Annotated in this window: 21 protein-coding genes and 3 tRNA genes; 7 read left to right on the top strand and 17 right to left on the bottom strand. The window is 64.7% G+C overall.

Annotation, left to right across the window (positions count from 1 at the left end; genetic code table 11):
• Positions 1-41: 41 nt before the first annotated feature.
• From CXR29_RS07780 to CXR29_RS07770, 3 genes are all read right to left on the bottom strand, one after another.
• The gene (locus tag CXR29_RS07780; protein ID WP_241241635.1) at positions 42-1,472 is read right to left on the bottom strand and encodes a tyrosine-type recombinase/integrase; all 1,431 of its coding nucleotides are present in this window, start codon (positions 1,470-1,472) and stop codon (positions 42-44) included.
• A gap of 11 nt (positions 1,473-1,483) precedes the next feature.
• The gene (locus tag CXR29_RS07775) at positions 1,484-1,732 is read right to left on the bottom strand and encodes a hypothetical protein (protein WP_127364272.1); all 249 of its coding nucleotides are present in this window, start codon (positions 1,730-1,732) and stop codon (positions 1,484-1,486) included.
• Between the two features lie 123 nt (positions 1,733-1,855).
• A tRNA-Gly gene (locus CXR29_RS07770) sits at positions 1,856-1,929 on the bottom strand.
• A gap of 165 nt (positions 1,930-2,094) precedes the next feature.
• Here CXR29_RS07770 and CXR29_RS07765 point away from each other — a divergent pair.
• Together CXR29_RS07765 and CXR29_RS07760 are read left to right on the top strand one after the other, a co-directional pair.
• Positions 2,095-2,168 (top strand) — tRNA-Pro (locus CXR29_RS07765).
• A 210-nt stretch (positions 2,169-2,378) separates the two neighbouring features.
• A complete protein-coding gene (locus tag CXR29_RS07760; RefSeq protein ID WP_127364271.1) occupies positions 2,379-3,596 on the top strand; it encodes a hypothetical protein in 1,218 nt (405 codons plus the stop codon).
• A gap of 83 nt (positions 3,597-3,679) precedes the next feature.
• Here the strand turns inward: CXR29_RS07760 and CXR29_RS07755 are convergent, their stop codons facing one another.
• From CXR29_RS07755 to CXR29_RS07745, 3 genes are all read right to left on the bottom strand, one after another.
• Positions 3,680-4,792, bottom strand: a complete 1,113-nt coding sequence (locus CXR29_RS07755) for an alcohol dehydrogenase catalytic domain-containing protein (RefSeq protein ID WP_127364270.1) — start codon at positions 4,790-4,792, stop codon at positions 3,680-3,682.
• A gap of 13 nt (positions 4,793-4,805) precedes the next feature.
• Positions 4,806-5,279, bottom strand: a complete 474-nt coding sequence (locus CXR29_RS07750) for a ribose-5-phosphate isomerase (protein WP_127364269.1) — start codon at positions 5,277-5,279, stop codon at positions 4,806-4,808.
• 90 nt (positions 5,280-5,369) lie between these two features.
• Positions 5,370-5,975: a mycothiol-dependent nitroreductase Rv2466c family protein gene (locus tag CXR29_RS07745; protein ID WP_127364268.1), complete on the bottom strand. Its 606-nt coding sequence runs from the start codon at positions 5,973-5,975 to the stop codon at positions 5,370-5,372.
• A 193-nt stretch (positions 5,976-6,168) separates the two neighbouring features.
• Between CXR29_RS07745 and pepN the strand changes: the two genes are divergently transcribed.
• From pepN to CXR29_RS07730, 3 genes are read left to right on the top strand one after another with little or no spacing between them, the layout of a single operon-like run.
• Complete coding sequence (pepN, locus tag CXR29_RS07740; RefSeq protein ID WP_127364267.1) at positions 6,169-8,847, top strand: aminopeptidase N; 2,679 nt, start codon at positions 6,169-6,171, stop codon at positions 8,845-8,847.
• A 12-nt stretch (positions 8,848-8,859) separates the two neighbouring features.
• Complete coding sequence (locus CXR29_RS07735) at positions 8,860-9,951, top strand: mechanosensitive ion channel family protein (RefSeq protein WP_127364266.1); 1,092 nt, start codon at positions 8,860-8,862, stop codon at positions 9,949-9,951.
• Positions 9,935-10,336: a globin gene (locus CXR29_RS07730; protein WP_101553951.1), complete on the top strand. Its 402-nt coding sequence runs from the start codon at positions 9,935-9,937 to the stop codon at positions 10,334-10,336. The genes CXR29_RS07735 and CXR29_RS07730 overlap by 17 nt, the downstream gene beginning before the upstream one ends.
• On the opposite strand, the gene CXR29_RS07725 is transcribed toward CXR29_RS07730, so the two are convergent.
• A complete protein-coding gene (locus CXR29_RS07725; RefSeq protein WP_127364265.1) occupies positions 10,337-11,008 on the bottom strand; it encodes a DUF8185 domain-containing protein in 672 nt (223 codons plus the stop codon).
• The gene (locus tag CXR29_RS07720) at positions 11,005-11,547 is read right to left on the bottom strand and encodes an acyl-CoA thioesterase (protein WP_127364264.1); all 543 of its coding nucleotides are present in this window, start codon (positions 11,545-11,547) and stop codon (positions 11,005-11,007) included. Before CXR29_RS07720 ends, CXR29_RS07725 begins: the two co-directional genes overlap by 4 nt.
• A gap of 95 nt (positions 11,548-11,642) precedes the next feature.
• Between CXR29_RS07720 and CXR29_RS07715 the strand changes: the two genes are divergently transcribed.
• Positions 11,643-12,551: an acyl-CoA thioesterase gene (locus CXR29_RS07715; protein ID WP_025776822.1), complete on the top strand. Its 909-nt coding sequence runs from the start codon at positions 11,643-11,645 to the stop codon at positions 12,549-12,551.
• 17 nt (positions 12,552-12,568) lie between these two features.
• Entirely contained in the window at positions 12,569-12,793 is a 225-nt protein-coding gene (locus CXR29_RS07710) for a hypothetical protein (protein ID WP_241241634.1), read from the top strand.
• A 227-nt stretch (positions 12,794-13,020) separates the two neighbouring features.
• Here CXR29_RS07710 and ettA read toward each other — a convergent pair whose 3' ends face one another.
• The 9 genes from ettA to CXR29_RS07665 all read right to left on the bottom strand — a co-directional run bounded on the left by ettA (position 13,021) and on the right by CXR29_RS07665 (position 21,957).
• Entirely contained in the window at positions 13,021-14,703 is a 1,683-nt protein-coding gene (ettA, locus tag CXR29_RS07705) for an energy-dependent translational throttle protein EttA (RefSeq protein ID WP_101593644.1), read from the bottom strand.
• Between the two features lie 108 nt (positions 14,704-14,811).
• Positions 14,812-15,519, bottom strand: coding sequence for a DUF6993 domain-containing protein (locus tag CXR29_RS07700; RefSeq protein ID WP_101553948.1), 708 nt, complete (start codon positions 15,517-15,519; stop codon positions 14,812-14,814).
• A gap of 101 nt (positions 15,520-15,620) precedes the next feature.
• Positions 15,621-16,289 (bottom strand): single-stranded DNA-binding protein, encoded by a 669-nt coding sequence (locus CXR29_RS07695; RefSeq protein ID WP_164742793.1) that lies wholly within the window; start codon positions 16,287-16,289, stop codon positions 15,621-15,623.
• Between the two features lie 190 nt (positions 16,290-16,479).
• Positions 16,480-18,060 (bottom strand): GTPase, encoded by a 1,581-nt coding sequence (locus CXR29_RS07690; RefSeq protein ID WP_101593648.1) that lies wholly within the window; start codon positions 18,058-18,060, stop codon positions 16,480-16,482.
• Positions 18,057-19,754: a dynamin family protein gene (locus CXR29_RS07685; protein ID WP_127364263.1), complete on the bottom strand. Its 1,698-nt coding sequence runs from the start codon at positions 19,752-19,754 to the stop codon at positions 18,057-18,059. Before CXR29_RS07685 ends, CXR29_RS07690 begins: the two co-directional genes overlap by 4 nt.
• 124 nt (positions 19,755-19,878) lie before the next feature.
• Positions 19,879-19,952 (bottom strand) — tRNA-Arg (locus tag CXR29_RS07680).
• 121 nt (positions 19,953-20,073) lie between these two features.
• A complete protein-coding gene (locus tag CXR29_RS07675) occupies positions 20,074-20,280 on the bottom strand; it encodes a hypothetical protein (RefSeq protein ID WP_101553944.1) in 207 nt (68 codons plus the stop codon).
• An 88-nt stretch (positions 20,281-20,368) separates the two neighbouring features.
• Positions 20,369-20,683 carry a thiamine-binding protein gene (locus CXR29_RS07670; RefSeq protein ID WP_101593651.1) on the bottom strand — a complete coding sequence of 105 codons (315 nt, stop codon included), beginning with the start codon at positions 20,681-20,683 and terminating at the stop codon, positions 20,369-20,371.
• Between the two features lie 83 nt (positions 20,684-20,766).
• Entirely contained in the window at positions 20,767-21,957 is a 1,191-nt protein-coding gene (locus tag CXR29_RS07665) for an acetyl-CoA C-acetyltransferase (protein WP_101553942.1), read from the bottom strand.
• Between the last annotated feature and the right edge of the window lie 47 nt (positions 21,958-22,004).

Here is a 22,004-nt window from a genome sequence, read left to right as displayed (position 1 = left end):
AGTTTGTTCGTCGGCATGGAGGTTTCTGCCTGGTGATAAGGCTAGTTAGTAGCGGCCAGTCGGCGGGCGGTGAAGATGGATACGACTTCGGCTCCAGTCGTGGCCGATGTGCTCGGTTCGGGACCAGCCGCCGGGGTGCTCGGCCCGGTCGGGGTCGGGTCCGTCGGACTCGGATTCGGGGTCCTGGTCGTGTTCGTGAGTTGGTCGAGTCGGTCGGCTAATGCACGGTCGCGGTCGTTTCCGGCGTGTTGATAGATCGCAGCCGCCCGGGCCGTGGAGTGACCAATCCGGGCTTGCAGCTCAGCCTGAGTCGCCCCGGCTTGCGCAGCCAGCGTCGCCCCGGTGTGGCGCAGGTGATGCCAGGCGATATCGGGCCGGTCAATGGCCAGTCGTGCCCGACGCATCACCCCGGACCGGGTGGACGCGGTGACGGGGTTGCCGTGGCCGGTGGTGAACATCAGCGCATCGGGGTCGGTGCCGGTGTGCTGGTCGAGGTGGTCGGCCAGGACCGGCAGGATTGAACGCGGCAGGTTCACGGTGCGTCGGCCAGCGGCGGACTTCGGCGGACCATAGGCGACGGGTTCGCCCGGGACTTCGACCAGGGTGCGGGCCACGGTGACGGTCGCGGCGTGCAGGTCGAGGTCGCCCCGGCGCAGGGCGAATGCTTCGCCGGGGCGCAGTCCCGACCAGGCGGCGATGAGCACGGCGGCACGGTAGCGGTCGGGCATCGCATCGGCCAGGGCCACCACTTCGGTCGCGGTCAGGGGTCGGCGTTCGGGGTGCGGTGCCGTGCCCGCCCCTTTGACGTGGACCGGGTTCGCGGTGATCAGACCATCGCGCACGGCTTGCATGAGCACGGTCCGCAGGAGTCGGTAGGCACCGGCAGCAGCGGTCCGGCCCGGGTACTCCCCCGCCGTGGTCGGCACCGTCGGGGCCGGTGAACCGGCGGCAGTCCATGCGTCGAGCACATCGGTCGGCAGCTTGCCGGTCGGGGCCACGTCGAATCCGTGGCTCATCGCCCAGGCCCGGGCCGGATGCGGGCCGCGTCGGGATGTAGCCGACTGTTCGAGGGCAGCAGCGCGGGTGCCGTCGAGCAGCGCGACATACCACGTGCGGACGAATCCCGGGGTCAGGGCTTGGACGGTCACCGTCGAGATATCGACCGGGGTCGTCGTCCCGACCGGGCACAGAATCCATGACTGAGCGGTACGCCGGTACAGATCGAGGGTGCGGGGACGCAGCGTCGCCTGAGCGTGGTCGAGGTAGTCGGCCAAGTACTGACCGACGGTGATTGCCGACGGCTTCGCGATGACGGGGTTGTTGCCCAGCACTTCGGCGTGGACCCGCACGCGCACGGCTTCGGCCTCGGCCCGGGTGCCGAACGTGCCCGGCACTTTATGGCGGGTGCCGTCGGGAGCGGTGTAGCGGACCCGGAACCGCCCCGACGGCAACCGATCAATCGCCCCGAACACCGCCCGCGCCGTCACAACACACCCCCACAAACGTCGGTGTCATCTTCGGGGGTGATGACCAGTGTGAGGAATGCCAGTGTGTCGGTGTCGGGCAGGTATCCGGCATCGAGTGCGTCGGTGACGGTTTCGAGCGCGTAGAGGGTGTTGTCGGTGGCTTCGGGATACTGAGCGGTCAGACAGGGGCCGTCGCCGGGGACGTAGGTGAATGACCGTCCGGTGTAGAGGTTGGTGACGTTGAACGCTGTGTGCGCGGTGGACATGGCGTGTTCTTTCCGAACCCGGCCAGTCGAGTTAGGTCATTTTAGGTCACGCTGGGGTGATTGAGGGTGCTGGTTTCTTCCCCCGAAATGACAATGTCGCCGCTGTGACCAGCGGCGACACGTTGGAGGGGATGACGGGAATCGAACCCGCACCATCAGTTTGGAAGACTGAGGCTCTACCATTGAGCTACATCCCCGTGTTGCGAGTTCGACTATAGTCGAGAACTTCCTCGACCGCCAAATCGACATTCGGTGACCTGCGTCACTTGCTCGCTGGAACTGTGAGGTGTGTCGCATTGGCGGGTTTGCCTGATTCGCAAGGTGCGAGTCGCGACCCGCCTGTGGTTAGATAGGAGCCGTCGCGGGATGTGGCGCAGCTTGGTAGCGCATCTGTTTTGGGAACAGAGGGTCGCAGGTTCAAATCCTGTCATCCCGACAGACTCCAGCCGCCCGGACCAATCGATCCGGGCGGCTTCTCTCTATGTGCGTCCGATCTGCTCAGCCACCTTTCGGCTCGACCGCCACTCGCGGCTCCCTCTTATGCCCGCTCATCTGCGAGCATGACTCGATCCCCCGATTGTGAACAGTCATCAGATGTGCCGTATGGTGGCTCCGTTTGTCGCAACGGCTTCAGAAAGGGTCAGAAATGGCGATGACGATGGGGGCCCGCTGCGCGGCAGTGTTCGCTGCGGTCGGACTGGTGGTCACCGGATGTTCAGAAGGCGCCGACCGCAAAGCGAATTCCGCTCCGCCGACGGAAGGATCCGACGAGGTCGACGTGCTGTATCCCTCCACGGCATTCGGCGAGCCCGAGTGGCAGGAAGGTCCATTGACGAATGACTTCGAAGATCAGGTGCAGGTCTTCGACGACCGTGTCGTCCGGTGGGGCGGATCGAAGCTCGAATCCCGCAATCCAGACGGCACGATCGCGTGGCAGCTGGATCTGGCGGAGCACTTCTCCGACGACGATGAAGAGATTTCAGACGTACGCCGGATGGCCGGCGGCAAGCTGGGACTGAACACCGAGATCTTGGCCAGCCATTCTCAGACCTTCCTCCTTGATGCCGAGTCCGGGGACAACCTCGAGAAGGTCGAAATCCCCGACGGATGGAGGTTTCACTTCATGCCGACGAGGGAAAGCACGTGGGGGCTGAGTTTCCAGTACAAAGACGACGACCAGAAGAATCTTGTGGTGAATTCCGATGGTTCGACAGACACGTTCGAACACCTCCAGTACGCGACCGGAAAGTCCGCAGTGACGCTGGAGGAGGAATTCGGAAATGAGCTCATCTGGCATCCGACCGGTGGCCGATCCGGCACGACCACGACGTACCGGGACTTCGCCGGCAGCACCGAACGAGCGGGCAGCATCAAGCCACGTGTCGTCGTCGACGAAGACATCGCCATCATCCGTTCCGGAGAAGTGGGAGAGAGCGCGACGGAGATGATCGACCTCAGCAAGGGTGAGCGCCTCGCGGTCATCAAGGACTGCTACCCCGATGAGATTCTCCGGCTCGACCACAGCTTCTCCAGCCCCAACGGAGAGTTCGTCGCTGCAGGCAACGCTGTGTGGAAGGGATCAGACCCCACCTGTCTCAGCGACGACGGCGGGACCACTGCCATGGCTCAGGCTGTATACGACGACGGCACCGTGATCGCCATTGATTACTCAGGGCACGAGGACACGGCGACTTTCAACCCGGCGAAGCAGCCGGGGATGCTGATCAGGGATGGTCAGAGAATCTCCGAGTTCGAGATCCCCGAAGGGGAGAAGAAGGAGGTCGCCCCGACGGGCACGTTGTCCAATGGGCTCGCCGTCTACGCAGGCCCCGGCGGATCGGTTGTGGCCGTGCCCCGGAAGTAGACGCGGTCGGCCGTGAGCAGATGCCCGTGCCGCAGGTGGTGTGGAGAGATTCGGATCTCCTGCGACCGCGGGCGTCGCGCGGCTCAGGCCCCGAAGTCGATGATCTGTCGCACGACGGATCCGGCGGCCAACGCGTCGAATGCGGAGTTGAGATCGTCGAGACCGATGGTGTCGGAGATGAGCTCCTCGACCGGCAGCTTGCCCTCTCTCCACAGCTGGGCGTAGACGGGGATATCGCGGCTCGGCACCGCCGACCCCAGATAGGAGCCGATCACGGTCCGGGCCTCCGCCGTCAGGGTCACCGGGGTGATGTGTGCCTGCGCATCCGGGGCAGGCAGACCCACTGTCACGGTCGTCCCGCCGACTGCAGTGGCGGAGAGCGCGGTCTCGAAGGCCCGAGCATGCCCGACGCATTCGATGACGATCGGAGCCTTCCTCTCCCCGAGCTGTTCGGGGGTGAAGACCTCGATCGCTCCGAGTTCCTTCGCCCGCACAAGCTTGTCCGGATTCGCGTCGACGCCGATGACTCCAGCGGTCTCGATGGACAGCGCCGTGATGAGCGCGGCCATCCCGACGCCGCCGAGACCGACGATCATCACTTCATCGTCCGGCCCCGGCTTGCCGGCATTGAGGACCGCTCCCCCGCCGGTGAGCACCGCGCAGCCGAGCACAGCGGCGATGGACGCGGGAACATCATCGCCGACGGGAACGACGGAAGCGCGGTTGACCACCGCGTGGGTGGCGAACACGGACGCGCCGAGGTGGTGGAGCACCTCGGCGCCGGTGTCATCGTGGAGACGCACCTTGTGTCCGTCGAACGGCAGGGTCCCCGCACCGTTCGTCGCACTGCCGGGGGTGCAGGGAAGTTTGCCGTCGGTGCGGCAGTTCGCGCATTCCCCGCAGCGCGGCAGGAACACTGTGACGACCTGTTGGCCGACCTCGAGATCATCGACGCCGTCGCCGAGTTTCTCGACGATTCCCGCGCCTTCGTGACCGAGCAGCATCGGCAGCGGGCGGGGACGGTTGCCGTCGACGACGGACAGATCCGAGTGGCAGACCCCGGCGGCCGTCATCCGGATGCGAATCTCCCCGGGACCCGGCTCATCGAGTTCGAGCGTCTCAATCGTCATCGGCTGCGACTGGGTGAATGGTCGAGGTCGCTTCATCTCGCGCAGCACGGCGCCGTGGATCTTCACAGTGTTCTCCCTCTCACAGAGCCTGCGGGCCCTGCTCCTCATACTTCGCCATGATGTCGATGCGACGTTCGTGACGCTCATCGCCGGAGAACGGCTCGGCCAGGAACGCGTCGACGATCGCAATGGCTTCGTCTTCGGGGTGCTGGCGGGCACCGACGGCGACGATCTGAGCATTGTTGTGCTGCCGGGCCAGCTTCGAGATCTCCGGGTTCCACGCCAGAGCGGTGCGTGCACCCTTGACGAGGTTCGCGGCCATCTGTTCGCCGTTGCCCGATCCGCCGATCACGACTCCGAGAGCGTCGACGCCGGCTGCCTGGTCATCGACGACGCCCTGTGCCGCGGCGATGCAGAACGCCGGGTAGTCATCGAGAGCGTCATATTCGTGGGCGCCGTGGTCGACGACGTCGCGCCCGGCTGACTCGAGGTGCGCCTTGAGCACCTCCTTGAATTCGAATCCGGCGTGGTCGGTGCCGAGGTGAACCTTCATATAACTGCCTTTCGGTGGGATCTCTTGATCGATCGAGTCCGCTGAGTGAACGGGCTGTCGAGTCGCGGCCGCTGGTTCGGCCCAAATGACTCAGTCGAAGTTCGGGCCCTGGTCACGTGTGCGCTTGAGTTCGAAGAATCCCGGCGTCGAGGCGACCGCGAGGACTCCGTCGAAGAGCCGGCCGGCGTCTTCTCCCTTCGGAGCGGGGGTGACGACAGGGCCGAAGAACGCGGTTCCGGCGACACGGCAGATCGGTGTGCCGACATCGTCTCCGACCAAGCTCAGCGCCTCATCGTGGGAAGCCTGGAGCCGAGCATCATAGTCCTCGGTCTCGCCGTACTTCATGAGATCGGCCGGCAGCTCGAGCTCGGCCAGCGCCTCGGACACGGCCTTGTCGAAGTCCTTCTCCCCACCCGGGTGGATACGATTGCCGATCGCGGTGTAGAGCGGTTCGGCGATCTCGTCTCCGTGTTCGGCGATCGCGGCGGTGACGATGCGCATCGGGGCCAGGGCCCGGTTCATCAGTGCCCGGTAGTCGTCCGGAATGTCCTTGTCACGATTGAGGAAGTTCAGGCTCATCGGGTGGAACTTCACGTCCACGTCGCGGACCTTCGCCACTTCGAGCCCCCACCGTGAGGTCATCCATGCCCACGGGCAGGCCGTGTCGAACCACAGATCGAGTGTTTCTCTGCTCACTGTCTCTCCTCTGTCATACGTGTGCGGGCCCCATGCCGGGTACCCATCGTGTCGGTGCTCAATCTATCAAGGCCGACCGAATGCGGGGACAGCGGTCGAATCATGATCAGTGCCGCCGAGATCGCACGAGGAGTGAATGTCCATGAAAGAATGTCCGAGTACACCCGGTTCCCGAAGCAAAGGTCACCTCACAGTGCCGCAACACAACCTCACCCGCGACGAGGCACGCGAACGCTCCGCCATCGTGGACGTCTCGAGCTACGAGCACACCCTGATCCTCACAGGAGTTGGTGAGAGCTTCCGCGTCCGCTCACGTATCCGCTTCACTGCAGCACCGGATTCGACGACGTTCATCGATGCGATCACCGCCAGTGTCGAGCGCGTCCGCCTCAACGGCACCGACCTCGACCTCGCCGAGGTGGTCGCGCCGGCCCGCATCACCCTTCCCGGCCTCGCCGCTGAGAACGAACTCATCGTCGACGCCCACTTCACCTATATGAACACCGGAGAGGGCCTGCACCGATTCGTCGACCCGATCGATGACGAGGTCTACCTCTACTCCCAGTTCGAGGTCCCCGACGCCCGTCGTGTCTTCCCGGTCTTCGAACAGCCCGATATCAAGTCTCCGTTCTCCTTCACCGTCGTCGCACCGGAGAAGTGGACCGTCGTCTCGAACTCGCCCACCCCGACACCCGGCGACCCGAAGGAGACCTTCGCCGAGCTCGGAGCTGCTCCGCAGGACGGCATGGCGGTGTGGCAGTTCGCCCCCACCACACCGATCTCGTCGTACATCACCGCGATCATCGCCGGCCCGTATGAGTCCGTGCATTCGCAGCTGACATCCTCCGACGGCTCGATTGTGCCCCTGGGCCTGTACTGCCGTGCATCCCTGCTCGAACACCTCGATGCGACGAAGCTGTTCCGGATCACGAAGGCCGGCTTCGAGTTCTTCGAACGAGAATTCGGTGTGTCCTACCCGTTCGAGAAGTACGATCAGCTCTTCGTTCCCGAGTTCAATGCCGGAGCCATGGAGAACGCCGGTGCCGTGACGATCCTCGAGAACTATGTGTTCCGCTCCCGCCCTACCGAGGCGCTGGTCGAACGCCGCACGGTCACGATCCTCCACGAACTCGCGCACATGTGGTTCGGCGACCTGGTGACCATGCGCTGGTGGAACGATCTGTGGCTGAACGAATCCTTCGCCGAGTTCATGTCGACCCTGGCCACGGCCGAGGCCACCGAGTTCGCCGATGCGTGGACGACCTTCGCCACGATCGAGAAGTCCTGGGCGTACCGACAGGATCAGCTGCCGAGCACGCATCCCATCGTCGCCCCGATCGAGGACCTCGCCGACGTCGAGGTCAACTTCGACGGGATCACCTATGCCAAGGGAGCATCGGTGCTCAAGCAGCTCGTGGCCTGGGTCGGTCGGGACGAATTCTTCGCCGGGCTGAGGAGCTACTTCGACAAGCATGCGTGGTCGAACACCGAGCTCTCCGATCTCCTCACCGAGCTCGAGGCCACCTCTGGTCGGGATCTGGAGAGCTGGTCGAAGCTGTGGCTCGAAGAGTCCGGGGTCAACCTCCTCGAGGCCGTGATCACCACCGAGGACGGTCAGCCGGCAGCAGAGGAATCGGGGGCGGACGAACAGACGATCGCGACCCTGCAGGTGACCCAGCGCCCCTGGTCGATTCCGGGGCAGCCCACCCCGTCCCTGCGACCTCACCGGCTGGCCGTCGGCTTCTATTCGGACAACGGGCAGGGACGTCTCGAGCGCACCCATTCGTTCCCCCTCGACATCGACGGGGAATCCGCCGAGGTGGACGAGGCCCGAGGCCTGCCCCGGCCGGATGTCATCGTCGTCAACGACGCCGACCTCAGCTATGCGAAGGTCCGCTTCGACTCCCGCAGCATGGAGACGGCGGCGCGCCGGCTGGGTGACTTCGACGATTCGCTCACCCAGCTGCTCGTTCTGGCCACCCTGTGGGATGAGGTCCGTGACGGTGAACGTCCTGTTCACGATTACATCGACACGGTGCTCACCCACCTGCAAGCCATCACCCATTCGTCCGGACTGCTCACGCAGATGCGACAGCTCGACACCGCGGTCGCCTCCTATCTTCCGCCGCAGGAGCGGGAGACGATGCACGCCGAGGTGGCCGACCGTTTCATCGAGCTGCTCGAAACGGGCGAGGAGGGAACCGATCAGGCCTTCCAGTTCGTGCGCGGGTTCATCCGCCATGCAACCACGCCCGGTCAATTGGACCGGCTGAAGTCCTGGCTGCGGCCGGAGATGGAAAGCGTCTGTGGGATCACTCTGGACACCGACCTGACGTGGGAGATCATCATCGGGCTGTGCTCGAACGACGCAGTCGAGGATTCCGCAGTCGAAGAGATGAGCCGGAAGGACCCCAGCGCCACCGGTGTTCGCCACGCCGCGACCGCACGGTCCAGTCGCCCCACCTCGGCGTCGAAATCGCGGACCTTCACCCGCATCGTCGACGATGCCGACCTGCCGAACTCCGAACTCGGGGCACTCGCACTCGGCTTCGGAACCGGCCTGCAGACGGCCTCCGGCGAGCTCATCGCCGCCGAGGCACCGCTGAGGACCTTCACCGAGGAGTACTTCGCCCGGGTGGCCGGCTGGTGGGAGACGCGCACGCTGGAGATGGCGCAGACGATGACTCTGCGGCTGTACCCGCCGGTGAGTTCAGCCACAGTCGACGCCACTTCCCGGTGGCTCGACGATCATCCTTCCGCGCCGAAAGGCCTGGTGCGGCTGATGCGGGAGAACCTCGCCGACGCGCAGCGCGCACTGGAAGTTCAGCGTGTGTCCAGCACTTCCAAGCGATCATTGAACCTTCACAGCTAGTCTCGAAAGATCATGACAACCGATGCAATAGATTCCACTGTTCAGAAAGCAAGTGACTTCGACTGGGGAACCTTCCTCCTCGGCGCGCCGCTGAAGATCACCGTCATCATCATCGGCGCCATCGTCGTCAACCTCATCATCCGACTCTTCATCCGCCGGTTCACCACCGCGGTGGCCAAGGGCACCGTCGGCAGCGAGAAGGCCGAAAGCGCCGGCCGGATGAAATTCTCGGCCACAGCGCTCGAGGCGCAACGGACCGGGATCGACGAGCAGACGATCAAGCAGCGCCGAGCTCAGCGGGCGAAGACCGTGGGTCGGATGCTCTCATCGGTGACGACGATCCTCGTCAGTGTCATCGCGATCCTCATGATCCTCGATGCGCTGAGCTTCAACATCGCCCCGATCCTCGCATCCGCCGGCATCGGCGGTGTGGCCATCGCCTTCGGTGCTCGGGAGCTCGTCCGCGACTACCTGTCCGGATTCTTCATCGTCATCGAAGACCAGTACGGAATCGGTGACACCGTGGACCTCGGCGAAGCCGTCGGCGAAGTCGAGGACGTCGGCCTGCGTGGCACTCAGATCCGTGACCTCACCGGCACCCTGTGGCACGTGCGCAACGGTGAGATCCTGCGTGTGGGCAATCTGTCCCAGGGTTGGGCTCGCGCCGTCCTCGACATCCCCATCGACTACCGGACCTCGATGGATGAGTACCGTACGATGACCGATGAGGTCACACGCTCGCTGCGGAAGGATCCCGAGCTGTCCAATGCAATGCTCGAGGATCCGGAGATCGCCGGAGTCCAGTCGCTGTCGGGCTCCCACCGAGTCATCCGCACCATGATCAGGACCAAACCGAACCTGCAGTGGATGGTCGAGCGTGCCTTCCGCGCCGAACTGATGACCCAGCTGGCCAAGCACGGCGGGCAGATCGGTATGGCGCAGGAGACGGTTCTGCGCACCCTGCCCTCTGAGGAGAGGGCGATGGCTCCCGCGGTCGCCACCGACACCGACAATCCCTCGCCGCTGCCGGGTGACCAGGAGATCCGCAGCACCGTCCAGGAAGACTCCCCCAGTGAAGGATCGAGTGATGGCGCAGACAGCTGACGGCTCGATCTTCGCCGCAGTCGGCGGGCATGACACGTTCACCCGCCTCGTCGACGTGTTCTACCAGCACGTCGACGCGGATGCCGAGCTCATCGCGATGTATCCGGACGGCCATGAGCTGGAGGGGGCCAAGCATCGTCTGCAGATGTTCCTCGAACAGTATTTCGGCGGTCCGTCGACCTATCAGGAGCAACGAGGTCACCCGCGACTGCGGATGCGGCACTTCGACTATCCGATCGATTTCGACGCCCGGGATCGCTGGCTGCGCTGCATGCGTGCAGCCCTCGACGATGTGAGCCTGCCGCCGCTGTACGACGAGATGTTCTGGGACTACTTCCAGCGGGCGGCGACCGCGATGGTCAACACGAATCCGCACATCCGCTGATCACCGGCTCCGAGCGCGTGTGAGCAGATGACCGCCCGGGGCGACGAGGCGCAGCCAACCCCCGGATTCCATGATGTGCAGCTGCCGATCGTCATCGCGACCAGCGGGCGGGATGAAACGCAGCGCAGCGGCGGCGAAGGCCAGTCCACCGGGCATCGCGGTGGACTGCTCACCGGTCATCTCACGTGACCACACACGGGAGCGCAGGGCCTTGACCGCGTGCCCTCCGGATCCTTCGGGCGCACCGGTGCTGATCTCTGCGATCCCTGTCTCCGCTGTCTCGTGGAGCCGTCCGACCGTGATCGTGTCGTATGCGGCCCAGCCTCCGCGCGGAGGCGCGATCCCCGTCCACGACACGAGCACGGAGTTCGGCGGCACCGGCAGAGTGGTTCCGTTCTCGTCGTGTGCAAAGCGGTCGAGGAGATTCGACAGCGGCACCGCCTCGTCGAAGCCGTCCTGTTCGTGGTCGTCCAGGCGCAGCATCCGCATGGCCAGCACCAGCGGCGTCGAGTCGCCGAGTCCGTGTGGGTAGAGCGGGGCCACTGTGGCGGCAAGGACGTCGGAGACGACCTGCAGCCGCATCGCTCCGTCGGCATCCGCCCGGTGGGCCAGCGACGCGAATGCGGAGAGATCTCGCATCGCCAGCGGGTCGGTGATGTGCAGTTCGGTCATCGGCCGGCCCTCCGCAGCGGCACGGGCGTGCCGAGCACCGAGTCCATGGCCGCGGTCTCGTCTTCGCTGAGTCGTCGGGGCCGACCGCTGCTGATATCGATGAAGACGATGACGGTTTCGGCGACCGTGTGGGTGCGCGAACCGTCCGGTTCGCAGATGACATAACCCACCGTCACCGACGCGGGTCGCACATCGCTGATGACGAGATCGACGGCGATGGGTCCGGTGCGATACGGGATCGGGGAGCGGTATTCGATCGCGTGGGAGGCGACGAGCAGTTCGGTCGTGGCCGAGGCGTCGGCGAAGATCGTCGGCATCTCGACCCCGCTGACCGTCGCGGACACCCCGTGCTGTCCCGGCGTGGTCGGCGCATCAGAGCTGTGGGTGGGAGAGCCGAGGGCCCGGACACGCGCCTCTTCCAACAGTTTGAGCTGAGTGACGTTGTTCACGTGGCCGTAGGCGTCCATGTCACCCCATCTCAGTTCCAACAGTACGCGGGTGAATTCGTCGAGAAGGGGGTTGGTGGAGCCTGAATGCATGCACCCCATCATGCCACCTTCATCACGGTGATGCCGCACGCGATAGGATCGTGGTTCGTACGCTTGATTGGTCCAGTCATCCGAGGGAGAAGCCCATGACCGACGAAGCATCCACCGAAGCGGAGGCGAACGTAGCGACCTTGCACGAGATCCTCGCTCTGCGCCGACTCGAGTTCACCGCGGCTTCCAGCGAGACGGATTTCTTCATCGGGCACAGCCAGTACAAACCAGACGGTCGGGTCTTCGGCGGGCAGGTCCTCGCACAGTGTGTCGTGGCAGCCGCGGCCACGCTTCCCAGCGACCGTCTGATCCATTCGCTCCACGGGTATTTCCTGCGCGCCGGCGATGTCAGCGAACCCATCGAGTTCGGAGTCGAGCGGCTGCGTGACGGCCGTTCGTTCTCTGCCCGCCGAGTCCACGCCTACCAGAAGGGTGCGCCGATCCTGTCGCTGAGCGCGTCGTTCCAGGACGATCAGCCCGGCCTCAGCCATGCCGAGCAGATGCCGACCGATCTGCCGGCTCCCGAGGACTGCCCGGAACTCCTCGACTACCTCGGCGACGAGGATTCTCCGCTCGTCAGCGATTGGCTGAAGAAGCGTCCTTTCGAAGTCCGTCCGGTCGAGCCGTCCCTGCACACGTCGGGCGTGTCCGATCCCTCCATCACCGAACAGCATTCCTGGTTCCGGGCCGGCGCGACGTTCGGAGACGACCCTGTGCTCAATGCCGCCGCTCTCGCCTATGCCAGTGACTTCAATCTGCTCGAGCCGGTCCTGCGCCACCACGAACTGACCTGGCGGACCCCGGGTCTGCGCGTGGCCAGCCTCGACCATGCCATGTGGTGGCACCACCGAGTCCGCGTCGACGAATGGATGCTCTATGTGCAGGAGTCCCCTGCCGCGCAGGGCGGACGCGGGCTCGGCTACGGGCGCATCTTCGCTCAGGACGGAACCCTGCTCGCCACCGTGGCCCAGGAAGGCATGGTCCGGGTCAAGGACGTTCGATGACGCATCAGGACCCGACAATGATGGATATCATCGGCACCATCCTCAGCCGGTTGGTCAACGTGGCGCTGTTCCTCGTCATCGGGCTGCTCAGCCTCGTGGCGTTCATGGGACGCACGGATCTGCACGTGGCGGTGTGCGGCCTGCTCGCCGTGCTGTGCGGAGTCATCGGCACGATCCTCCTGCGTCTCCTGTTCAGAGGTATCGCGCGCCTCGGCGGACTCACCAGCCGCTCGCAGGACTGACTCACAGTCCGGCCCGCCCGCACGGCCTCATCGAACCCGGGCGCACAGACGGGTCGGCCTGGTTCGGGACTCATCTTCCGCGGACAGCCCCAGAGTTTGTGGACGGCCTCGGCTTCGCAGACTAGCGAATCAGCACAGGCACAGGGATGCCCCGGTCGATTCGACCGGGGCATCCCTGTGCCTGCGAAGGAAGAGTCGGACCCGAGGCAGCTCAGACCGGACTGAGATCAGTCTCGGGTGAGACGGCGGTGGGTGACTCGGTGCGGACGGGCCGCGTCTTCGCCGAGTCGTTCGACCTTGTTCTTCTCGTAGGCTTCGAAGTTGCCTTCGAACCAGTACCAGTTCGCCGGGCTCTCCTCAGTGCCTTCCCAGGCGAGGATGTGTGTGGCGACGCGGTCGAGGAACCAGCGATCGTGCGAGACGACCACGGCACAGCCGGGGAAGTCGAGGAGAGCGTTCTCCAGCGAGCCGAGGGTTTCGACGTCGAGATCGTTCGTCGGCTCATCGAGCAGGAGCAGGTTTCCGCCCTGTTTGAGGGTGAGCGCGAGGTTGAGGCGGTTGCGCTCACCGCCGGAGAGGACTCCTGCCTTCTTCTGCTGGTCCGGGCCTTTGAATCCGAACGCGGAGACATAGGCTCGAGAGGGCATCTCCACCTTGCCGACCTGGATGAAGTCGAGTCCGTCGGAGACGACTTCCCACAGGTTCTTGTCCGGGTCGATTCCGCCGCGGGACTGATCGACGTAGGAGATCTTCACGGTCTCTCCGACCTTGAGGTCTCCTCCGTCGAGCTCTTCCATACCGACGATCGTCTTGAACAGCGTCGACTTGCCGACGCCGTTGGGTCCGATGACGCCGACGATGCCATTGCGCGGCAGCGAGAAGCTCAGCCCGTCGATGAGTGTGCGCCCGTCGAAGCCCTTTTCGATCTTGTCCGCTTCGATGACGACATCACCGAGGCGGGGGCCGGCCGGAATCTGGATCTCTTCGAAGTCGAGCTTCTGCGTCTTCTCCGCTTCGGCTGCCATCTCTTCGTAGCGTGCCAGACGGGCCTTCGACTTCGTCTGCTTCGCCTTCGGGTTCGAACGGACCCATTCGAGTTCGTCCTTGAGTCGCTTGGCGAGTTTCGCGTCCTTCTTGCCCTGGACCTGGAGGCGCTCCTGCTTCTTCTCGAGGTAGGTCGAGTAGTTGCCCTCATAGGGGTAGAGATGTCCGCGGTCGACTTCGGCGATCCATTCGGCCACGTGGTCGAGGAAGTACCTATCGTGCGTGATCGCGATGACTGCGCCCGGGTAGGTCTTCAGGTGCTGCTCGAGCCAGAGCACCGATTCCGCATCGAGGTGGTTGGTCGGCTCGTCGAGGAGCAGCAGATCGGGCTTTTCGAGCAGCAGCTTGCACAGCGCCACCCGGCGGCGTTCACCACCGGAGAGAACAGCGACGTCAGCGTCCGGCGGCGGGCACCGCAGAGCGTCCATCGCCTGTTCGAGTTGGGAGTCGAGATCCCAAGCATCTGCGGCATCGATGGCCTCCTGCAGCTTGCCCATCTCTTCCATGAGGGCGTCGAAGTCCGCATCGGGGTTGGACATCTCTTCGGAGATCGCGTTGAAGCGGTCGACTTTCGCCTTGATCTCGCCGACGCCTTCTTCGACGTTGCCGAGGACGGTCTTCTCCTCGTTCAGCGGCGGTTCCTGCATGAGGATGCCCACCGAGTATCCGGGGCTGAGTCGAGCTTCACCGTTGGACGGCTGCTCGATTCCCGCCATGATCTTGAGAATCGTTGATTTGCCGGCGCCGTTGGGGCCGACCATACCGATCTTCGCTCCGGGATAGAACGACATCGATACATCGTCGAGGATGACTTTGTCACCGTGCGCTTTGCGCGCCTTGTGCATGGTGTAGATGAATTCAGCCATAGTGCACTCAGGCTATCGGTTCGGCACACCCCGGCGCTACTTGACGCCCGGCAGACACCGGGGTTGTTCAGCAGCCGCCGAAGCGGTGCATCGACCGTCTGCGACTGCTCAGCCGCCGCCGAGTGATGGGGCTTCGCCGGATGAGTCGCCCTCGTTCGAGGTCTCCCCGGAACCGCCTTCCCCGGATGTCCCGCCGGTGCCCTGTGAGCTGTCCGACCCCTCGGAGCCTGCGGTCCCTTCCGCTCCCCCGGTGCTCGCCGACTCAGAGTCGTCCCCGCTCGGCGGGGGGCTCTCGGTCTCACCGTCTTCGCCGTTGATATCCTCGCCGGGCAGGTGGCCGGCGCCGTTGGAGTCACCGTCTTCGTCGCGCTTCTCGCCCTTCGGCGCTGTGACGCCCTCCGGCCGTTCGACCTCGCCGAACAGACAGGAGCCCGTCGATTCGGTCGGCTGGACGAGGTCGGCGGTGGCTTTGCCCTTCCGAATCTCTCCGACGACGCAGCCTTTGTCGGTCTTGACGCCGAACATCTTCGACGGCACCTCATTGCCCAGTGGAGACTCGTCGATCGTCGCCTCGAGCTGCTCGGGTTCATATCCGGCGTCCAGCATCGTGGTGAAGAACTTCTTCGTCGACGGCACCGATTCCTTGTCGCCCGTCAGCGGCTTGAGTGCCGTGAGCACCTTGTCGACTTCGGCAACGGGCTTCGCCTGGGTCTGTTTCGGCTGCGGCTGCGAGTCATCGGCACCGAAGCCGAGAAGTGAGCAGCCTGACAATGCCAGAGTCAGTGCTGCGGCACCCAGCACAGGAACGAGACGCATCTGAATCCTCGGCGAGAGGGGACGATTGACTATCTCACTGTAGCCGATCCCCCGTACCGAGGGCGGAAGCAGATCGACCTCGAACCGTCGTATCCACGTGATCAGAACGGTGCTGCGGCTTTCGCAGTCTCACGTGCGATCGCATCGTCTGCGTCGCCCGGCTTGCTGTCTGCCCCCGCAGTTCCCGGGGCATCGGTGGCGACGTCGCGTTCGGTCCCACCCTCGGCTTCGGTCGTGTGATCGTCCTCACCGTTCGTCCCCGTCGCTCCGTCCGGCCCCCGCGAGGCGAGGCTCTCGCTGTCTCCGGTGCCGGTGTCCGGCGGGGTGGGGGCCAAGGCATCCCAGGCTGCACCGTGCGAGCCGGTCGGCACGGTGTTCGCCTGTGTGGCAGGCGGCTGTGACCGATCGGATGCCTTCGCCCGCTGGTAGTGAGCAGTTCCGTATCTGAGATCGGGACCGATGTGCTCGGCGACCACCGTCGGCGAGATTCCGCTGCGCTCCTCGGTGGCCCATTCCCGGTTCCTCAGGCTGCCCGACACGATCACCGCAGCCCCGGTGGTCAGCGACGTCGCGGAATTGCTGGCCAGCTCGCCGTAGCAGTCGACGCCGAACCACGAGGTTCCGTCGTCGATGAACTCACCTGTGCTCTTATCGACTCTCCAATGATTGACGGCCAGCCTGAAGGAGGCACAGGCACGTCCGGAGGGAAGTGTGCGTGCGGTCGGCTCTGTGGCGATGGTGCCGGTGACGGTGATCGGGATTGCGGACATCGGTGACTCCAAATCGGTGTGCTGGGACCATGCGGTCTTCGGTGTCCGCATGGACCTCCAGTCAGCCCGATCCTCCGGTCCGGTGTCCAGGGTCAGAAAATGCCCTGTGGACAGTGGTTCTGCGTCCACAGGGCATCACGGTCGGAGTCGTACGCGTTGTGTGTTCGAGTCCGAGGTGCGTGTCTGCGACTCAGCCGAGCATCTCGTAGGCCCGTCGGTGCTCTCCGATGACGGTCTTCACCGGGTTGAGATACGAACTCTGGGCGACGCGACCGACCGCGTCTCGCAGCCAGCGTTCGACTTCGGCGGCCGCTTCTTCAGCACCTCTGGCCCGCGCGGACTTCGCCATCAGCGAGGTCACGACGGAGCCGATGCAGCCGATCACGAACAGACCGACGCTGACGATCCAGCACCATGCCGGCAGCGCACCCGAGCCGATCGCGGCGACGAGCGCGGAGACGATGATGCCGAGCAGACCGATGATCGAGGCGACGAAGAAGATGATCTGCAGGGTATGTGCCAGCGACCACCAACCGGGACTCTGCCGGGCGATCTCCACAGCTGTCACGGCCGAGTCGAGGTTCTGAGACAGTTCGTCCGTGCTCTTCTTCTCTGCCGCCGCGGCCTCGTTCTGCCATGCCTGCGGCATGGTCGACACGGATCCTGCGATGAGTTCGTGAGCCATGAGACGGACATGGGAGCTCTGGGCCCGCGTCGTCGCCGGCACCGAGGCGCGGACGAGCTCGTCCCGATCCTGACCGTGCTTGGCGCCCAAGGGGTCGGGCGCGTTGCGCTGTGCCCATGCGAGGACAGGGTAGCCGGTCTGCCGATAGGCACGGCGGATGTAATCGTCGTGCACCGTCTGTGCCACAGCTTCGACACCTGCGGCTTCCGACATCGTCTCGACCAGTCGGGATGCGCCTGGCAGTTCGTCCGGGGATGAGACCGGTTCTCCGAGATCCTTCCGGATCCGTTTGGCCATCGCCTGCATATCGGCCAACAGCCTCTCGGCAGCGGCATCGTTGGAGTCGACGGTATCGGCGAGGATGCTGCGGATCTCCGGGATGCCTTCTCGGGTCGTAGCCGAGGAGATGCGCACGTTCGTCTCGCTCAGCCCATCTTCGTTGAGCAGCTGGCGCAGATGATCGGTTGCGGCCTTCTGCTCCTCCGGACTGAGTTTGTCGATCTGATTGAGCACGACGACCATGTTCGCACTGTTTTCGGCGAGCTTGGTCAGGTACTCCGAATGCAGTGAGAAGTCGGCGTATTTCTGCGGGTCGACGACCCAGAACACGACGTCGACGAGTCCCACCAGCCGATCCGACTCGACACGGTGTTCGACAGCCGTGGAGTCGTGGTCCGGCAGGTCGAGCAGGATCAGTCCGTGCAAGCGTCGCTGATCGTCGCCGTCGAGGGCCGATTCGCGCCAGGTGCGGCTGCGTTCGGGCACGTGCAGCCAGTCGAGGACATCGTTGCCGCCTTCGCCCCAGACGCATGCGGTCGGGCGTGAGGTCGTGGGTCGACGCACGCCGACGCGGGCGATCTCGAGACCGGCAACCGCGTTGAACAGCGAGGACTTGCCGGACCCGGTGGAGCCGGCGAACGCCACGACCGTGAAGTCCTCCCCCAGGCCCAGCCGGTCGTCGGCCCGGTCGAGCAGATTCTGGGCATCGGCGCGAACGTCTCCGGCCAGCTTGTCCTCACTCAGTGACAGCGCATGTCGGATTCCTTCGGCGAGGCGCCGGATCTCGGTCTGTGCAGAACTGTTCACAATGCCACCTCAAGTCGTTCACCGGAGGCGCGCAGGGCGCCCGCTTGCCGCGCCGGTACCGCGGATAGGCTCAGTGCGTTGTCGAAGGGAGTCCGACAGCCCGCGACGATCCCGCCAGCGGCATCGAGGAAGCGCTGACGGATCGACGCGATGAGTCCGGCAGCCTCGTCCGCTCCGAAGATCGTCTCTGCGAGATTGAGTGCGACTCCGGCTCCCTGCGAAGTGGTCTGCCCGGCGTCGTGGGTGCGCTGCGGATCCCAGAAGGCCGCGTATTCGACGACGGCGCACACGCCTGCAACGCCGAAGGAGAGGATTCGGGACTTGGACTTCTTACCCTGACCGATATCGCGGACCAGCGCATTGACCTCGTCGGACCACTGGCTCACCGCCGACTTCACCGCATCCTCGAGCCCGACACCGACCGTGCGCAGTTCAGGCTGGTCTTCGATGAGTGCCGCGCCTGCAGCTGTATTGCGCCACTCGGCATTGACCTCATCGACCGCGTCGATGGCCTGTTCCCGCAGCGAGACCGCCGCACTGCGCAGAATGGCCACGTGCAGAGGTGTGGCAGCGTCATGTTTGCCGGTCACCGCCGCGGAGATGCGATCGCGCATCCGAGCCATCGTCGGCTCCAGGCCGCGGAACAGCTGCCCGGTGCCCACGAAGTCCTGCCAGCGGGCATTGACCTCACCGTGCAGGACCCGTCCGTCGGAGAAGACGTCGACGAGTCCCGATTGGGCAGTTCGGAAACTCGCCTCCAACGAACCGGCCAGAGTGCTGTGGGCCGCTTCCTGATTCTCAGCGAAATCGGCGAGTTCGCGAACTCGTGCGGGCAGGGCGGCGATGGCACCTGCGAGCGTGCGATTGCGGATGCGTTCGAGGGAGCTGCCCTCCGTGCCGACCTGTGAGATCCACGACCGAATCGGATAGATCGCCGCATGAGGCAGCAGCCCCTCTTCGAGTTCGAGCTCGGCGACGGAGAAGATCGGTGAGTTCGCCAGTCCCGCATCAGCGAGCAGGCTGGACAGATGATGCCTGACTTCGCGGTTGGCTTCGGGCGGAACCCGGTCGAGCACGATGGCGACCGAGGTGCTTCGCACAGCCGCAGTCTTCAGCAGGGTCCACGGGGCGGCATCGGCGTACCGGTTCGCCGTCGTCACGAACAGCCACAGGTCTGCACTGAGCAGCACCCTGCGCGCGAGTGCACGATTCGTCTCCGAGATGGAGTCGATATCGGGGCAGTCGAGGATGGCTGTGCCTGCTTCGATGTTCTCATCGGCGATGAGGACGACTCCGGGCACGCTCGACTGCGAGTCGGAGCTGCGCGGCAGTTCAGGCAGATAGTGTTCGGGCTCGAAGGACTTGGCATCGGCGGGATTGAAGATGACGACCGGGTTGCCCGTCGTCGGTCGACGCACTCCGGCGGGGCTGACTCTGCGGCCCACGAGGGAATTGACCAAGGTCGATTTGCCTGCACCGGTCGAACCGCCCACTGCGATGAGGAACGGAGTCCGTGATCGATTGATCCGCGGCAGCACGTAGTCGTTGAGTTCGGAGCTCAGTGTCGAGTGTGCTGCGCGAGCGTCGGCGAAGTCGTCGCTGCGCAGGGTGAAGCGCGTCTCCGACACTCGCTTGACGATATCGTTCAACGCTTGGCCGACCGGCGGCGTCACGGCACTCTTACTCTCAGTCATCACGCCTCCACTCTCTATGTTTTCCCAGCTCCGCACCAACTGCCACGCCGTATCGGCGCGGAATTGCTCAGCGGCTGAGCTGACCGCCCGATTCCGCCCGATAGGCGGATGCGGGCATAGGAAGCGCCCCCGGCGGGGCTCGAACCCGCGACCTACCGCTTAGAAGGCGGTTGCTCTATCCGACTGAGCTACGGAGGCTCAAACATCGTAACCGATGCCCGGAGGAGAACAGAAAGCGGCCCCGATTCGACGCGGACTGTCTCAGTCGCCGCCGCGAATCAGGGCCGGATCGCTGCCGTGGCAGCTCGGCAGGAGAATCTCAGTAATGACGGGCCGCGTTCTCCATCGACTTGCGCACTGTCACAAAGGACACGGCAATCACTCCTGTCATCGCAAGGATGACTGCTGCGGCTTCGATGCCGAACGCGAAGTCGACGATGATCGGAAAGAATCCCGCGAGCATAAAGCCCACCAACGCGACGAGCGTGAGTGCCGTGGCAACAGAGAAGAGCTTTGCACCATTCATTGTCCATCTCCTTCGTTCGATGCATCCGATGGAGATGGACTAACGCCAGATGAGACTCACGTCACTGAGAATTTCGGAAGAATCGGACTCAGGACTCTTCGCGGGCGCCGATCGCCTTCTCCAGACGCTCGAGTTTGCCGTCGATCTCTCCGGTGTAGCCGGGCCTGATATCGGCCTTGACCACCAGCGACACCCGAGTGCCGAACTCGCCGACCGCCTCGGTGGCGTCTTTGATGACCGCGAAGACGTCGTCCCATTCGCCTTCGATGGTCGTGAACATCGAGTCCGTGCGGTGCGGCAGGCCGGACCTGCGGACGATCTCGACGGCCGCGGCCACGGCGTCATGGACCGAAGCATCGGCCCCTTCTCCCCCGCTGGGCGCGACTGAGAATGCTGCGAGCATGATGGTCCTTCCTTTCGAGCGCGGTGGGGAGCAGATCGACTCCCCACCGTCTCATCTCTCTGGCTTCGAGTGAACGATTCTGCTCAGGACCGAGCAGGAACTGTCACGATGAGCGAATCGCCTTGCCCACCGCCGCCGCAGAGCGCTGCGATGCCTGTGCCGCCGCCTCGGCGCTGGAGCTCGAGGGCAAGTGTGAGGACGACTCGGGCACCCGAGGCACCGATCGGGTGGCCCAGCGCAACGGCGCCTCCGTTGACATTGACCTTGTCCTCGTCGATGCCGAGGTCCTTCGCGCTGGCCAGACCGACAGCGGCGAAGGCTTCGTTGATCTCGTAGAGATCGAAGGAGTCGGCCGCAACGCCCTCGCGTTCGGCGGCGGCCTTGATGGCCTGGGAGGGCTGATGCTGGAGAGTCGAGTCCGGTCCGGCGGTCCAGGCATGCGACCGGATCTCCGCAAGGATCGGAGCGCCGAGCTCCTCGGCCTTCTCACGCGACATCACCACGACGGCGCAGGCTCCGTCGGAGATCTGCGAGGCGTTGCCGGCGGTGATCGTTCCATCCTTGCGGAAGGACGGACGCAGCGTGGACAGGGAGTCGACAGTCGTGTCCGGGCGCACCCCCTCATCGGCGGAGACGGTGACATCGCCCTTGCGCGAGCTGATGGTCACGGGAACGATCTCATCAGCGAAGGCACCGGTCTCCTGTGCCGCCGCAGCGCGCTGGTGCGAACGAGCGGAGAAGGCGTCCTGCTCGGCGCGGGAGAACTCCCGGTCACCGGCGTTGGCCTCCTCGGTCAAACCGCCCATGGCCTGATCGGTGAAGGCGTCCCAGAGACCGTCGTAGTCCATGTGGTCTTTGACGACGACATCGCCGTACTTATAACCCGAACGCGATTTCATGAGCATGTGCGGCGCCTGGCTCATCGACTCCTGACCGCCTGCCACGACGACGTCGTACTCGCCGGCGCGGATCAGCTGAGCGGCCTGAGTGATCGTATTGATCCCCGACAGGCACAGCTTGTTCACCGACACGGCCGGAACAGACATGGGGATGCCGGCCTTGACTGCAGCCTGTCGACCGGGACCCTGACTGTCCCCGGCCTGGAGAACCTGACCCATGATCACGTAGCCGACGTCGGAGCCCTGGATGCCGGCGCGATCGAGAGCACCGGCGATGGCTTCGGCGCCGAGCTCGACGGCGCTGAGTTTCGACAGCTCGCCCTGCAGCCGCCCGAACGGTGTCCGTGCTCCGGCCACGATTACTGCATCAGCCATATTTCCTCCTCGGATTTCCGCGCTGCGGACTCGTGTCCGCAGCACGT

The sequence above is a fragment of the Brevibacterium linens genome (assembly GCF_003999335.1).
Taxonomy (GTDB): Bacteria; Actinomycetota; Actinomycetes; order Actinomycetales; family Brevibacteriaceae; genus Brevibacterium; species Brevibacterium linens.
The sequence above is the reverse complement of the archived record's forward strand: the minus strand, read 5'-3'. Positions and strand labels throughout refer to the sequence as shown.